Below are 12,606 nucleotides of genomic sequence, written 5' to 3' on the forward strand. Positions count from 1 at the left end.
GGAATTGCCTTAGGTGGCTTCGCTGTCGCGGGCGTCCTTGGCGCGCTCCTTGCCGGCGACGGTGCGGGCGATGAGCCAGGCAAGGATGGCGACGGCCAGCCCGATGGCAAGCGCGATCAGCAGGCGTTGGTGATGGAGCAGTGCCTTGCCGATCATCTGCTCGGCACCCAGGCCGAAGACATAGCCGATGCCGCAGAACAAAGCCGCCCAGACCAGCGACGACACCGCGTTCAAAATGACGAAGCGCGTTACTGAAATGCTGGCAAAGCCGGCCGCGATGCCGCCGACCAGGCGCAGGCCATAGATGTAGCGGTTGGACAGAACAAAGATGTTGGGGTGCGACGAGACGAGGCGGTAGGCGTGATTGAAGCCGGGCCTCGCCTTCAGTTTCAGCACCCTGGGATGGTCAGCAAAGCTGCGGCCGAGGACGAAGAAAAACGTGTCGCCGACGAAGGCGCCAATGGCGGCCGCGAGGAAAGCTTTCCAAGGGACGAAGACATGCTGGTGGGCGAAGAAGCCGCCGAGGATGGCCGCACTTTCGCCTTCGGCGACACAGCCCAGGAAAACCGCGATCAGCCCATATTGTTCGATGAGGTGATGGACGATCCCGGTCATTGAGACGTTTGCCGGCCCGACAGTCTTTCGTCGATGCGGGTCATCTGTTCGGCCAGGCGCGCAATGTCCTCGCGCACGCCGATAATCTGGCTGTGGCGGAGTTCGTCCAGCTTTTCGTGCAGCGCCATGATTTCGATCTCGGCCTTGAGGTTGACCTCGTAGTCGTGCGCGGCATCGATGCGGTCGCGCGCTGCCTGGCGGTTCTGCGACATCATGATCACCGGCGCTTGCAAGGCGGCGATCATCGACAGCACTAGATTGAGGAAGATGAAGGGGTAGGGATCGAACGAGTCCCTTCCTAGCAGCCACCAATTGGCGCCGATCCAGAGAATCAGGAAAGCGATGAAGGACAGGATGAACGTCCACGAGCCGCCGATGCGGGCGATGGCATCGGCGATACGGTCGCCAGCCCCCTGAAGGCCGGCGAGACTGTCGTTGATGTCCTGCGATATCGGCTTGCGGTCGACGGTACTCTGCAACACCCGCCGCTCGAGCTCGCTGAGGGTCTCAGGCGTTCGCCTCAGCCAGCGGCTGGCCAGTTCTGGTACGGTCTTGTGCATGGTCGCCTCCATGGTCAGCGTCTGGCCTAGACCTAGAGACTACCGGCGCGAACGGGAAGTGGTAGATTGCCGCGTCCACCCATACTAAATCAGGGCGCCAATGGCTGACTTCCACAGGATTCGTGCCCGTGCGGCAAAACGCAAAGGCGGCGACGCCGTGCTGACGGAGTTGCTCGGGCCTTTGCCCGATAACGCTGCCGTGGCCAAGATCACCGACGACCGCATCCTGTCGACGATGGCCGAGCGGGTGTTTGCCGCCGGCTTTGTGTGGCGCGTCATCGAGCAGAAATGGCCGGGTTTCGAAGAAGCGTTCCTGCATTTCGAGCCGAAGCGGCTGTTGTTCCAGCCTGATGATTTCTGGCACGATCTGACGGCCGACAAGCGCATCGTGCGCAATCCGCAGAAGATCAAATCGGTGCGCGACAACGCCGCCTTCGTCGAGCGCGTGTCGAAGGAGCATGGCAGCTTCGGCAAATTCCTGGCTGAGTGGCCGGCGGACGACCAAGTCGGGCTGATGGCGTATCTCGGCAAGCACGGCAGCCGGCTCGGCGGCAACACCGGCCAGTATTTCCTGCGCTGGCTGGAATGGGACGCTTTCGTCATCTCGGCCGATATGGCGGCAGCGTTGCGCGACGCAGGCCTCGATATCGCCGAAAGCCCGACCTCGAAGCGAGACCTCGACAAGATCCAGGCGCAGATCAATCAATGGGTGGCGGACACGAGGCTGCCGCGTCGGCACATCTCGCGCATCCTGGCGATGTCGATCGGAGAGAACCATTCGCCGCAATCGCTGCGCGAGTATATGGGCGACGACTGATCACGGGCTGCCTCGCTACGATCCGCATGTCGAGCGATAAGACACGATCGGCTAATGCCGATCGGTCTGGATTGGTCCAAACGAACGCCATTGCCGGAGCAATTCGGCCGCGCTAAACCGCAGGCATGACCAAGAAGACCGCTCCCGATATTCTGCGCATCGCCGTTGCTCAGCTCAACCCGACAGTCGGCGATGTCGCCGGCAATCTTGCCAAGGCGCGCGAGGCGAGGGCGGATGCCGCCCGCCAGGGCGCCGACATCGTGCTCTACACGGAGCTTTTCCTTGCCGGTTATCCGCCGGAGGATCTGGTGCTGAAGCCGGCCTTCCTCAAGATTTGCGAAAAGGCCGCGCAAGACTTCGCCGGGGATACCGCCGATGGCGGGCCGGGCGTCATTATCGGCACGCCGTTGAAGCGCAAGAGCGGCAGCCACAATTCGATCATCTTCGCCGATGGCGGCAAGATCCTGGCCGAGCGTTACAAGCTCGATTTGCCAAACTATGGCGAGTTCGATGAGAAGCGGGTTTTCCAGGCCGGACCCGAGGCTCAGGGACCTGTCAACTTCCGTGGTGTGCGCATCGGAATTCCAATCTGCGAGGACATCTGGGGCGACGTCGGCATTTGTGAAACCCTGGCCGAAAGCGGCGCCGAAATCCTCTTGGTGCCGAACGGCTCGCCCTACTACCGCGCCAAGATGGACGTGCGCCATCAGGTCGTTATCCGCCAGGTCATCGAAACCGGTTTGCCGATGATCTATGCCAACCAGATCGGCGGCCAGGATGAGTTGATCTTCGACGGCGCCTCGTTTGCGATCGGCGCCGACAAGACGCTGGCTTTCCAGATGAGCCAGTTCGAGGAGACGGTCGACGTCACCACCTGGAAACGCACCGATGCCGGTTGGGTCTGCTCGGAAGGGCCGATGTCGAAAATCCCCGAGCGCGAGGAAGCGGACTACCGCGCCTGCATGCTGGGCCTGCGCGACTACGTCAACAAGAACGGTTTCAAGAACGTCGTGCTCGGCCTGTCCGGCGGCATCGATTCGGCGATCTGTGCTGCGCTTGCCGTCGACGCCCTTGGCGAAGAGCGGCTGCGGGCGGTGATGATGCCCTACCGCTACACCTCGAAGGACTCGCTGAAGGATGCCGAGGATTGCGCCCGCGCGCTCGGTTGCCGCTATGACATCGTGCCTATCTTCGAGCCGGTTGAAGGGTTTCTGCATGCGCTGACGCAGCTTTTCGAAGGCACCAAGGAAGGCATCACCGAGGAAAATCTGCAAAGCCGCGCGCGTGGCACCATCCTGATGGCGATCTCCAACAAGTTCGGCTCGATGGTCGTCACCACAGGCAACAAGAGCGAGATGTCGGTCGGCTACGCCACGCTCTACGGCGACATGAACGGCGGCTTCAATCCGATCAAAGACCTCTACAAGATGCAGGTCTATGCGCTGTCGCGCTGGCGCAACGACCATGTGCCGCCGGGCGCGCTCGGGCCTTCCGGCGAGGTGATCCCGAAGAACATCATCGACAAGGCGCCGTCGGCGGAACTGCGCGAGAACCAGACCGACCAGGATTCGCTGCCGCCATATCCGGTGCTGGACGACATTCTGGAGTGCCTGGTCGAGAACGAGATGGGCGTGGACGACATCGTCGCACGTGGTCACGATCGGGCGACGGTGACGCGCATCGAGCATCTGCTCTACATCGCCGAGTACAAACGCCGGCAAGCGGCGCCGGGTGTGAAGATCACCAGGAAGAATTTTGGCCGCGACCGCCGCTATCCCATCACCAACCGTTTCAGGGATCGCAGCTAAATATCTGATTCCATTGATGAACCTTTGGGGCTTGCATGCTTCAAGAACGGCAAGCTCCAGGCGCGGCATCTGCTTCTGGTACGGCACGCTGGGCAGTCATCGCCGGACAGGACGTTCGGCCGCCCCTTATTCTTTGCGAGGCACCATGCCCGACTGTGAAATCAGCTTCGACATGTCACGGATCGATTTCCGGGCGACCTCCGACCTGTTGATGGCGAGCTACTGGGGCGCCGGACGCAGCGACGAGTTTCATCGCCGCGCCTTTGCCAATTCGCATTGCACCGCGGCCTATATCGATGGGAACCAAGTCGGCTTTGGCCGGGCCATCACCGACCGTACGGTGTTTGCCTATCTCGCCGACATCATCATCTCGCCGCAGTATCGCGGCCAGGGCATTGGCTTGCAACTGGTGCGAGCGCTCGTCGATCACCCTGAACTCAGCACCGTCTCGCATTGGAGCCTGTCGACCAGCGACGCGCACGGCGTCTATGAGAAGCTGGGCTTCAAGGCATCCACCGATGGCCGCTACATGCGCCTCGATCGCAACCCGGAATGAGGCACACAGGCGAGGCTTGCCCGCCGTTGTTGCAAAATAACCTCACTGGTTGGACCAGTTACACTTTTGCGGCGCGCCCGGTCTTGGCGATCCGCTGAGGCGTCTCTATAAGGACCCCTCCGCAATTGTGTTGCGGGAGGTCCGAATGGCAGTATTTCACATGGTAATGCGAGGCCGCGAAGCTTAGGTCTCACCTGGTGTCCGGCGAAGGTTCTTCCTTCGCGCCGATGCCGGGTCGAGTACAGGCTTCTGCCGATGCCGGTCGCCACCCGATGTCTAGGGCGCGCCGCCACCTATGCCGAACCTCCGCAGCCCCGGGCGAATTGCCCGGCGCGGTTTTCAATTTTCGACCTTACCGGGACCGGGCATTTTTTGCGCCCGGATGACATCATGGCTCGTTTTCGAATCGATCTGCGCGCAAGCGCCTTTCGCAGCGTTCTTGGCTTCACGCTCAGCCACTGGCGGCGCCAGCCGTGGCGGCTGTCGCTGATCATGGGCGGCTTCCTGCTGTCGACCCTGGCCGACGTGTTGACGCCGCTCTATTCCGGCCGGCTGGTCGACGCCGTCGCCAGCAGTGCTTCCGCCGACGCTGTCGCGTGGAACGCGGCGATGGCGGCGTTCTTCGCGCTCATTGCCTTGGCGCTTACCGGCGTGGTGCTGCGCAACCTCGCTTTCATGGGTATTGTCGAGCTGACGCTGAAGATGATGGCCGACATCGCCGCCGATGCGTTCCACCGCGTCCAGCGCTTCTCCACCGACTGGCACGCCAACAGCTTTGCCGGCTCGACGGTGCGCAAAGTCACGCGCGGCATGTGGGCGCTCGACCTGCTCAACGACACGATCCTGATCGCGCTTTTGCCGTCGGTCGCCATGCTGGTCGGCTCGACGCTGCTGCTCGGCTGGTTCTGGCCGCTGATGGGGCTGGTCGTAGCAGTCGGCTCGGTGCTGTTCATTATGGTGACGGCGATGCTGTCGCTTGGCTATGTCGCGCCCGCTGCACGGCTCGCGAACAGCTGGGATACGCGGCTTGGCGGATCGCTTGCCGATGCGGTGAGCTGCAACGCCGTGGTCAAGGGCTTTGGCGCCGAGATGCGAGAGGAAACGCGCCTCGCCAAGGTCGTCGCCAAATGGCGTGCCCGCACGCGCCGCACCTGGGTGCGCGGCACCATCAACGGCACCACGCAAGGCGCCATGCTGCTGGTGCTGCGGACGGCGGTGATCGGGCTGTCGCTGATGCTGTGGGCCTGGGGTCAGGCGAGCGCCGGCGACGTCGCCTTCGTGCTGACCTCGTTCTTCGTGCTGCAGGGCTATCTCAGGGATATCGGCACGCATATCCGCAATCTGCAGCGTTCGATCAACGACATGGAGGAGCTGGTCGATTTCCAGTCGCAACCGCTTGGCATCGAGGACCGGCCCGGCGCTCAGCCGATCCGGATCACGCAGGGCGCTATCCGCTTCGACAGCGTCACCTTCCATTATGGCAGCCATCGCCTGCCGCTCTACCGCGACTTTTCGGTGGAGATCGCGGCGGGCGAGCGGGTCGGACTGGTCGGTCATTCCGGCTCGGGCAAGACGACCTTCGTCAAGCTTATCCAGCGTCTCTACGATGTCAGTGACGGTAAGATCCTGATCGACGGCCAGGACATCTCTGCTGTGGCGCAGGCGTCGCTGCGCGCGCAGATCGCCATCGTCCAGCAGGAGCCGATCCTGTTCCACCGCTCGCTGGCCGAGAACATCGCCTATGCCCGTCCCGACGCCACGCAGGCCGAGATCGAGCATGCCGCGAAGTTGGCGAGCGCGCACGACTTCATCACCAGCCTGCCGAAGGGTTACGGCACGCTGGTCGGTGAGCGCGGCGTGAAACTGTCGGGCGGCGAACGCCAGCGTGTGGCGATCGCGCGCGCCTTTCTGGCGGATGCGCGCATCCTGATCCTGGACGAGGCGACATCGAGCCTCGATTCGGAATCGGAGGTGCTGATCCAGCAGGCGATGGAGCGGCTGATGGTCGGCCGCACGACGCTGGTCATCGCCCACCGGCTGTCGACGGTGCGGGCGCTGGACAGGCTCTTGGTGTTCGATCGCGGCAAGATCGTCGAGGAAGGCTCGCATGACGAGCTGATCCGGCTGAAGGGCGGCATCTACCGCCGCCTGTTCGAGCGCCAGGCGCTGGAACTGACCAAGGGCCTGGTGATCTGAGCTGAACGCAGAGCCCTATCCGAGGGGATAGGGCTCTGCTTTGGTTCATCCGGGCATTCGCTCGAATGGCTGGAGCACGGGATCAATCGTGTCCCAGGTATGGCCGCGGACGGTGTAGGTGACCGCGTGCGGATTGAACTGGCCGGGGTCGTCGAGGCTGGTGGCGTGGATCGCCGTCAGCTCCGGCATGGCGACGAAGGTCAGGTAGAGCGGCGTGCCGCAGGTCGGGCAAAAAGCCTGGACCTTTTCATTGCCGCTGTCGGCGATCATACGCCAGGTGCTTGGCTGGCCGGTTACTTTCACATCAACGCGCCGGCCGAAGGTCACATAGGAGCCATGGCCCGTGCCGCTGCGCTTCTGGCAATCGAGGCATTGGCAGTGGTTCTGAAAGATCGGCTCGCCGCTCGCCTCATAGCGGATCGCGCCGCAGGCGCAGCCACCGATAAAATGCTTGGTCATCGTCGTTCTCCCGCTGGCTGCTTCAGGCCGATTTCGGCTTGGCGAAGAGATCAATGCCACTGCCGGTTTCGAGGAAGGATTTCATGCTGGACAGCACGGCCGGCCAGCCCTGGCTGATGCCCTTGGCCATGCCGCTGCCGGCTTCGAGTTCGTCATGGCTGACGGTCAGCTTGACCATGGTGTCGTATTCCTCGATGGCGAACGTCACCCGGCTGTGCTTGGTCGGGTCGTCAGCCTGCGAGGCGTTGGCCCAGGTCATGACCAGACGGGTCGGCGGCGAGATTTCGACGACCTTGCCGACGAGTTCGACGGTGCGCTCGTCATTGGCGCGGATGTGTTCCCATTTCGAGCCGGGCTTCCAGTCGGAGACGTTCTCGTGGCCCCAGTAGCGCTTGGCGATATCGGGCCTGGTGATGGCCTCGAACACTTTTTGCGGCGTCGATCTGATGTAGGTCACGTAGACAAAACTGGTGGTTTCCCGGGTCATTGGTCGTCTCCTTCGAGTTCGTGCTTCAGGTCGTGCAGCAGGCTCAGCCGCTGCCGTTCGAATTTGCGCACCCACCGCTCGTAGACTTCGTGCAGCGGCACGGGGTTGATGAAATGCAGCTTTTCGCGGCCACGCTTGACCGTGCTGATCAGATTGGCCGCCTCCAAAAGGTCGATGTGCTGGGTCGCGGATTGCCTTGCCATGTCGAGGTTCTCGCAAAGCTGCCCGAGCGTCTGTCCGTTCTTCTCACACAGAAGATCGAGCAGCTTTCTACGTGTCGGGTCGCCCAGCGCTTTGAAAACCTTGTCGGCGTCCATCGGTCTCACTCATCTTGCAGACATAATATGCAGGTAAATACCTGCATGTCAAGTCGTGGCAAAGTGTGGCCTGAGGGGCAGGGATCTATCGATGTCGGACTGGAGCTGGATCGACCGCGCCGGAGGCGAAGCACACGGTCAGAATTGATGACGAGCACCTGCGCTGGCGCATGGGAATGTGCTGAGTGGAATTATAGCTAGGTTCTAGCGGCGAATTTGTGCGGATCAGCGCAGAAATGGGCGATGATCTGGCAAAGGTCCGGTTCGTTGACCATGCGCACGGCTTCGGCCGAATTGACCCATTTGCGGGTGCGTGCGCGCTTTTCCTTCCAGCGGTCGGAAACACGCTCGACCTGCATCGGGAACACCAGCACTTCGCAAGGCACTTCCTCTCCGGAGGCCAATGCCTTGGCGTAGAAATAGCGGCCAGCCTCGAAATGCGAAATCTTGCCGCGTAATCCGGCTTCCTCGCCGGCCTCGCGCGCTGCAGCCTCGCAGAGCGGCTCCCTGGCTTCGGGCCAGCCCTTGGGCAGCACCCAGCGGCCGGTGTCACGGCTGGTGATCAGCATGATCTCGACGCCGCGTTCGCCCATGCGCCACGGCAGCGCTGCAACCTGCAGACGGCACGGCGCGGTGCCGAAGAGTCGTTGGACCCTTTCAGCCAGGTGGTTGTGCGTCGTCGGTCTCGTCAGCATCAGAGAAGCTACCCCAGCCCTCAGAATCGTTTGCCGTCACACGAATCTTACGAGGAAGTGTAAGTCATAAAAGTAAAAAACGTCACACCAACCCGTCGAATTTCGCCAACAAGTGTCGATTTCACAGAATATTGTGTCTTGCCGCGCGAGTTTCCACAGCAAACTGCGCGGGCCCGGCCATTTGGGCGGATAAAGGGGTGCTGCGAATCAGCCGGCGTGATCGTCGGCGATCGGTTTCTGGTAGGTAAAACCCATGTCCCAGGGGAAGTAGATCCAGGTGTCCTGGCTGACTTCGGTGACGAAGGTGTCGACCAGCGGCCGGCCTTTCGGCTTGGCATAGACGGTGGCGAAATGCGCCTTGGGCATCATGGCGCGGACGATGCCTGCCGTCTTGCCGGTGTCGGTGAGGTCGTCGATGATCAGCACGCCGGCGCCGTCATCGGTGAGCAGCGCCGGCGTGATCTCCTTCAGAACCTGCAACTGCCCCTGGCTGGTGTAGTCGTGATAGGAGGCCACGCAGACCGTCTCGATGACGCGAATGCCGAGTTCGCGCGAGATGATGGCGGCGGGAACCAGTCCGCCACGGGTGATGCAGACGATGGCTTTCCATTGACCCTTGTTGGCACCGGCAAGACGCCAGGCCAGCGCCCTGGCGTCGCGGTGGAACTGGTCCCAGGAGACCGGAAAGGCTTTTTCAGGAAGGGACATTGCTGGTGCACTCCGCGCGCCGAGGGAATGCGCGCGGAATTAGCCGGAAAGCGTTGGCCTTGGCAAGGGCTGCAATTCTCGCTTAGCGCGACAGGAAAGCCGCCACCGGCACGGTGCGCAACACGGTGCGCGTGACACCGCCGAACAAAAGCTGACGCAGCCAGGAATGGCTGTAGGCGCCGAGCACCAGAAGGTCGGCCCCGGTCTCGGCGATCCGGGTCTGGATGACGTCGTCGACAGAGGCGCCGCCCGACTTCTGCACCGACACGCTGACCGTCGCGCCGTGCCTGGACAGCGCCGCCGCGATCTCGGCCCCGGCAGCCTCCGGGTTCTCATCCAGCGTATCAGGCGGATCGATGACCAGTATATCCGTCTTCTCCGCCTCGATGATGAAAGGCAGGGCGTCGAAAGCGGCCCGCGCGGCCTCCTTGCTACCGTTCCAGGCGAGCAGCACGTGTTTGAAGGTGGTGACGAGCGGGCCGTCATGCGGCACCACCAGCACCGGCCGGCCGGCATCGTAGACCAGCGTGTCGACATCGGCGCTCGGATCGCCGCCGGTCTCGCGCTGGGCGGCGATGATCAGATCGGCGGCGCGGACATTGGAGATGCCGGTCAGCGCGCTGTCGCCGGAAAAGCTCTCAAAACTGCGCCATTCGAAGGAAAGGCCGGATTTTTCGATCTGCTTGAGGAAAAGCGCCTGCAGTTTTTCGGCGCGCTCGCGGTTCATGTCGGCGGAAACCTGCAGGAACTCGGTGTCGGGAAAACCGGTGGCCGAGGTGTAGGGAACGGGCAGCGCTTCGGCATGGATGCCGATGAGATGGCTCTCGAACCGGTCGGCAAGCGGGATGGCGCAGTCGAGGACGCGCTCGGCATCCTGTTCGTTCTGCAATATGGCGACGATGGTCTTGAAGCGCATGGGAATCCCTCAAATCTGCCGGCGCCGGGTGCGCCCGAGGGAAAACGTGGAAGTGCGGCGCTTTGTTCCGGCCGATGACGGCCGCAGACCGGGATCAGGTCGCTGCGGCGGTAAAGCCGGCCACCATGGCCTCGACGTCCTTGCGCGCGGAATCCAGCGCCTCCTGGCTGCGGGCGCGGACGACCAGCTCCGTCCAGAATTTGCCATCGCCATATTTCGGGTAGGAGCCGATGATCGTGTCGGGATGCGCCTTCTGGATGTCGCCCAAGGGACCGCCGATCAGGCCTTCGCCGAACGGGCAATGGACGGTAGCCGACAGCATTTTGGTGCCGGCCTTCAGCGTCGGCACGACATTGTCCAGCATAGCCTGGAAGATCGACGGCACGCCGGCCATGACATGGACGTTGCCGATGCGAAAGCCGGGCGCGACGGAGACCGGGTTGTCGATATGGTCGGCGCCGCGCGGCATACGCGACATGCGCTTGCGCGCCTCGGTGTATTCGATGCCGCGCGCGGCATAGCTCTCGCCCAGCATGGCATAGGCCTTGGCGTCATATTCGCAGGGCACGCCAAAGGCCTTGGAGATCGAATCCGCGGTGATGTCGTCATGCGTCGGGCCGATGCCGCCGGTGGTGAAGACATAGGTGTAGCGGGCACGCACGGCATTCACCGCCGCGACAATCTCGTCCTCTTCGTCGGGAACGATACGCACTTCCTTCAGGTCGATGCCGATGGCCGTCATGATGTCGGCGAGGTGGCCGATATTTTTGTCCTTGGTACGGCCGGACAGAATCTCGTCGCCGATGACAAGCATGGCGGCAGTGACGATTTCAGGCATGGAAAGCTCCGGCGGAAAGGCGCCTCAGGGCAGACAGGGTCGCCCTGGGCAGACAAGGTCGCCTGAGATAGCGCGACATCGAACGGGCGGCAATGCCGACAGAAGCCGCCACCTGCCTTGCCGTGCCTTCGGCAGTGGGTGATGGTGCGCGCCCAGGCCGCTCCGGGTGAAAAATGCTGGTATCGATTCTGCTGTGGCTCTTAATCGGCCTGTTCGTGCTGGCTCTCGTCATCGTCGTCAGCCTGGTGGCGGCGACCCTCTTGATCGCCGCCAAGGCCGAAAAGCTGGTGCCGACCAGCGGACAGTTCGTCGAAATCGACGGCAACCGCATCCACTATGTGGATGAGGGCGAGGGCAGGCCGATCGTATTCGTGCACGGGCTTGGCGCCCAGCTCCATCAATTCAGGCACACTTTGTTCGGACGCTTCGGCCCGGGCTACCGGCTGATTGCACTCGACCGGCCGGGATCGGGCTATTCGGTGCGGGCGAAAGGCACCACCGGCCGCTTGCCTGAGCAGGCCGAGCTCATCAGCCGTTTCATCGAAACGCTCAGCTTGAAGAGGCCGCTTGTGGTCGGGCACTCACTGGGCGGCGCCGTCGCGCTGACCCTGGCAGTGGAACATCCCGACGCGATTTCCGGCATCGCCCTGCTGGCGCCGCTGACGCATCTGGAAGCCGGCGTGCGCGAGAAAGCGGGCCTGCTCTATATCCGGTCGCGCCTGTGGCGCTGGATCATGGCCTACACCGTCGCCATACCGACAAGCCTCAGATATGCGCGGCCGACAATGGAGTTCATCTTCGCGCCGCAGCCTGTTCCCGCCGACTACATGATCCACGGAGGCGGATGGCTCGGGCTGAGGCCAAGCCATTTCCATGCGACCTCCACCGATTTCGTGGCGGTCGAACAGGATCTTGGCCGCATCGAGCGGCGTTATGGCGAGATCGCCATGCCGGCCGGTATTTTCTTTGGGACCGACGACCGCGTCATCGCCGTGCGCACCCACGGAGCGCCGATGACGGACAGGATCGAAGGCGTCGATTTCGAGGCCGTCGAGGGGCTTGGCCACATGCCGCAATTCGTCGAGCCGGACCGCGTCATCGCTTTCATCAAGCGCATCGCCGAGCGGGCATTCGCAGGCCGCAACATCAATTCGGATTGAACCGGCCAAATCGGCCGACCACGACTTCACGCAGCGGTCACGCGAAGGTGTCGAAGCTCACGCGGCTTCACGTTTTCTTGTCGGAACTTCGAGCTCGCTGGAGGATTCTTCCGCTGTCGCACGATAAGCGACGAGAAAATGGAATGGAGTACTTTCTATGCTTAGCAAGATCCTCGCAATCTCGATCTTTACGGTTGGCCTCGCCACCTCGGCGATGGCGCAGTCGTCCTATACCGCCCACACCCACCATCGCCCCGTCTCGAGCGAGCAGACGATGAGCGTCGATCCGAACACCACCGGCAGCATCGATTCCTCAGGCCTGAACAGCCTGAGCAATACCGGCCCGGTTGGGCCTTGTGCTTCTAATACGGCGGGACCCGACGCCAATGCCGGGCTGAACGTCAACGATCACTACTGCGGCAAGTAATCAGGCCGTAGACTCGACTGACCGGCAGGATGCCTGAGACAGGGCAT

Annotated in this window: 15 protein-coding genes; 6 read left to right on the plus strand and 9 right to left on the minus strand. The window is 62.6% G+C overall.

Annotated elements, in window-relative coordinates:
• Positions 1–9: 9 nt before the first annotated feature.
• Both AC1D1B_RS23195 and AC1D1B_RS23200 read right to left on the minus strand, forming a co-directional pair.
• Positions 10–615 carry a DedA family protein gene (locus AC1D1B_RS23195; RefSeq protein WP_477334701.1) on the minus strand — a complete coding sequence of 202 codons (606 nt, stop codon included), beginning with the start codon at positions 613–615 and terminating at the stop codon, positions 10–12.
• On the minus strand, positions 612–1,175 hold the full coding sequence (locus AC1D1B_RS23200; protein WP_477334702.1) for a DUF1003 domain-containing protein: 564 nt from the start codon (positions 1,173–1,175) through the stop codon (positions 612–614). Before AC1D1B_RS23200 ends, AC1D1B_RS23195 begins: the two co-directional genes overlap by 4 nt.
• A gap of 100 nt (positions 1,176–1,275) precedes the next feature.
• Between AC1D1B_RS23200 and AC1D1B_RS23205 the strand changes: the two genes are divergently transcribed.
• From AC1D1B_RS23205 to AC1D1B_RS23220, 4 genes are all read left to right on the plus strand, one after another.
• Positions 1,276–1,992 (plus strand): DNA-3-methyladenine glycosylase I, encoded by a 717-nt coding sequence (locus AC1D1B_RS23205; RefSeq protein ID WP_477334703.1) that lies wholly within the window; start codon positions 1,276–1,278, stop codon positions 1,990–1,992.
• A 125-nt stretch (positions 1,993–2,117) separates the two neighbouring features.
• On the plus strand, positions 2,118–3,800 hold the full coding sequence (locus AC1D1B_RS23210) for an NAD+ synthase (protein ID WP_477334704.1): 1,683 nt from the start codon (positions 2,118–2,120) through the stop codon (positions 3,798–3,800).
• A 145-nt stretch (positions 3,801–3,945) separates the two neighbouring features.
• The gene (locus AC1D1B_RS23215; protein WP_477334898.1) at positions 3,946–4,356 is read left to right on the plus strand and encodes a GNAT family N-acetyltransferase; all 411 of its coding nucleotides are present in this window, start codon (positions 3,946–3,948) and stop codon (positions 4,354–4,356) included.
• 390 nt (positions 4,357–4,746) lie between these two features.
• A complete protein-coding gene (locus tag AC1D1B_RS23220) occupies positions 4,747–6,552 on the plus strand; it encodes an ABC transporter ATP-binding protein (RefSeq protein WP_477334705.1) in 1,806 nt (601 codons plus the stop codon).
• A gap of 45 nt (positions 6,553–6,597) precedes the next feature.
• Here the strand turns inward: AC1D1B_RS23220 and AC1D1B_RS23225 are convergent, their stop codons facing one another.
• The 7 genes from AC1D1B_RS23225 to AC1D1B_RS23255 all read right to left on the minus strand — a co-directional run bounded on the left by AC1D1B_RS23225 (position 6,598) and on the right by AC1D1B_RS23255 (position 10,972).
• The gene (locus AC1D1B_RS23225; protein WP_477334706.1) at positions 6,598–7,011 is read right to left on the minus strand and encodes a GFA family protein; all 414 of its coding nucleotides are present in this window, start codon (positions 7,009–7,011) and stop codon (positions 6,598–6,600) included.
• A 22-nt stretch (positions 7,012–7,033) separates the two neighbouring features.
• Positions 7,034–7,498 (minus strand): SRPBCC family protein, encoded by a 465-nt coding sequence (locus AC1D1B_RS23230; RefSeq protein ID WP_477334707.1) that lies wholly within the window; start codon positions 7,496–7,498, stop codon positions 7,034–7,036.
• On the minus strand, positions 7,495–7,815 hold the full coding sequence (locus tag AC1D1B_RS23235) for an ArsR/SmtB family transcription factor (RefSeq protein ID WP_477334708.1): 321 nt from the start codon (positions 7,813–7,815) through the stop codon (positions 7,495–7,497). Before AC1D1B_RS23235 ends, AC1D1B_RS23230 begins: the two co-directional genes overlap by 4 nt.
• Before the next feature lie 197 nt (positions 7,816–8,012).
• The gene (locus tag AC1D1B_RS23240; protein ID WP_477334709.1) at positions 8,013–8,510 is read right to left on the minus strand and encodes an NUDIX hydrolase; all 498 of its coding nucleotides are present in this window, start codon (positions 8,508–8,510) and stop codon (positions 8,013–8,015) included.
• Positions 8,511–8,717: 207 nt separating this feature from the next.
• A complete protein-coding gene (gene gpt / locus AC1D1B_RS23245) occupies positions 8,718–9,218 on the minus strand; it encodes a xanthine phosphoribosyltransferase (RefSeq protein WP_181061551.1) in 501 nt (166 codons plus the stop codon).
• 82 nt (positions 9,219–9,300) lie between these two features.
• Complete coding sequence (locus tag AC1D1B_RS23250) at positions 9,301–10,134, minus strand: universal stress protein (protein ID WP_477265166.1); 834 nt, start codon at positions 10,132–10,134, stop codon at positions 9,301–9,303.
• A 94-nt stretch (positions 10,135–10,228) separates the two neighbouring features.
• Positions 10,229–10,972 carry a competence/damage-inducible protein A gene (locus AC1D1B_RS23255; protein ID WP_477334710.1) on the minus strand — a complete coding sequence of 248 codons (744 nt, stop codon included), beginning with the start codon at positions 10,970–10,972 and terminating at the stop codon, positions 10,229–10,231.
• 173 nt (positions 10,973–11,145) lie between these two features.
• On the opposite strand from AC1D1B_RS23255, the gene AC1D1B_RS23260 reads away from it, so the two are divergent.
• Positions 11,146–12,132 (plus strand): alpha/beta fold hydrolase, encoded by a 987-nt coding sequence (locus AC1D1B_RS23260; RefSeq protein WP_477334711.1) that lies wholly within the window; start codon positions 11,146–11,148, stop codon positions 12,130–12,132.
• Between the two features lie 157 nt (positions 12,133–12,289).
• Positions 12,290–12,559: a hypothetical protein gene (locus AC1D1B_RS23265; RefSeq protein ID WP_477334712.1), complete on the plus strand. Its 270-nt coding sequence runs from the start codon at positions 12,290–12,292 to the stop codon at positions 12,557–12,559.
• Positions 12,560–12,606 lie beyond the last annotated feature (47 nt).

The sequence above is a fragment of the Mesorhizobium sp. P2_C5_2 genome (assembly GCF_056404535.1).

Bases quoted from the DNA above. Each gene is read 5' to 3' on its own strand.
- AC1D1B_RS23195 (WP_477334701.1), bottom strand. From the start codon at position 615: ATGACCGGGATCGTCCATCACCTCATCGAACAATATGGGCTGATCGCG.
- AC1D1B_RS23200 (WP_477334702.1), bottom strand. From the start codon at position 1,175: ATGCACAAGACCGTACCAGAACTGGCCAGCCGCTGGCTGAGGCGAACG.
- AC1D1B_RS23205 (WP_477334703.1), top strand. From the start codon at position 1,276: ATGGCTGACTTCCACAGGATTCGTGCCCGTGCGGCAAAACGCAAAGGC.
- AC1D1B_RS23210 (WP_477334704.1), top strand. From the start codon at position 2,118: ATGACCAAGAAGACCGCTCCCGATATTCTGCGCATCGCCGTTGCTCAG.
- AC1D1B_RS23215 (WP_477334898.1), top strand. From the start codon at position 3,946: ATGCCCGACTGTGAAATCAGCTTCGACATGTCACGGATCGATTTCCGG.
- AC1D1B_RS23220 (WP_477334705.1), top strand. From the start codon at position 4,747: ATGGCTCGTTTTCGAATCGATCTGCGCGCAAGCGCCTTTCGCAGCGTT.
- AC1D1B_RS23225 (WP_477334706.1), bottom strand. From the start codon at position 7,011: ATGACCAAGCATTTTATCGGTGGCTGCGCCTGCGGCGCGATCCGCTAT.
- AC1D1B_RS23230 (WP_477334707.1), bottom strand. From the start codon at position 7,498: ATGACCCGGGAAACCACCAGTTTTGTCTACGTGACCTACATCAGATCG.
- AC1D1B_RS23235 (WP_477334708.1), bottom strand. From the start codon at position 7,815: ATGGACGCCGACAAGGTTTTCAAAGCGCTGGGCGACCCGACACGTAGA.
- AC1D1B_RS23240 (WP_477334709.1), bottom strand. From the start codon at position 8,510: ATGCTGACGAGACCGACGACGCACAACCACCTGGCTGAAAGGGTCCAA.
- gpt (WP_181061551.1), bottom strand. From the start codon at position 9,218: ATGTCCCTTCCTGAAAAAGCCTTTCCGGTCTCCTGGGACCAGTTCCAC.
- AC1D1B_RS23250 (WP_477265166.1), bottom strand. From the start codon at position 10,134: ATGCGCTTCAAGACCATCGTCGCCATATTGCAGAACGAACAGGATGCC.
- AC1D1B_RS23255 (WP_477334710.1), bottom strand. From the start codon at position 10,972: ATGCCTGAAATCGTCACTGCCGCCATGCTTGTCATCGGCGACGAGATT.
- AC1D1B_RS23260 (WP_477334711.1), top strand. From the start codon at position 11,146: ATGCTGGTATCGATTCTGCTGTGGCTCTTAATCGGCCTGTTCGTGCTG.
- AC1D1B_RS23265 (WP_477334712.1), top strand. From the start codon at position 12,290: ATGCTTAGCAAGATCCTCGCAATCTCGATCTTTACGGTTGGCCTCGCC.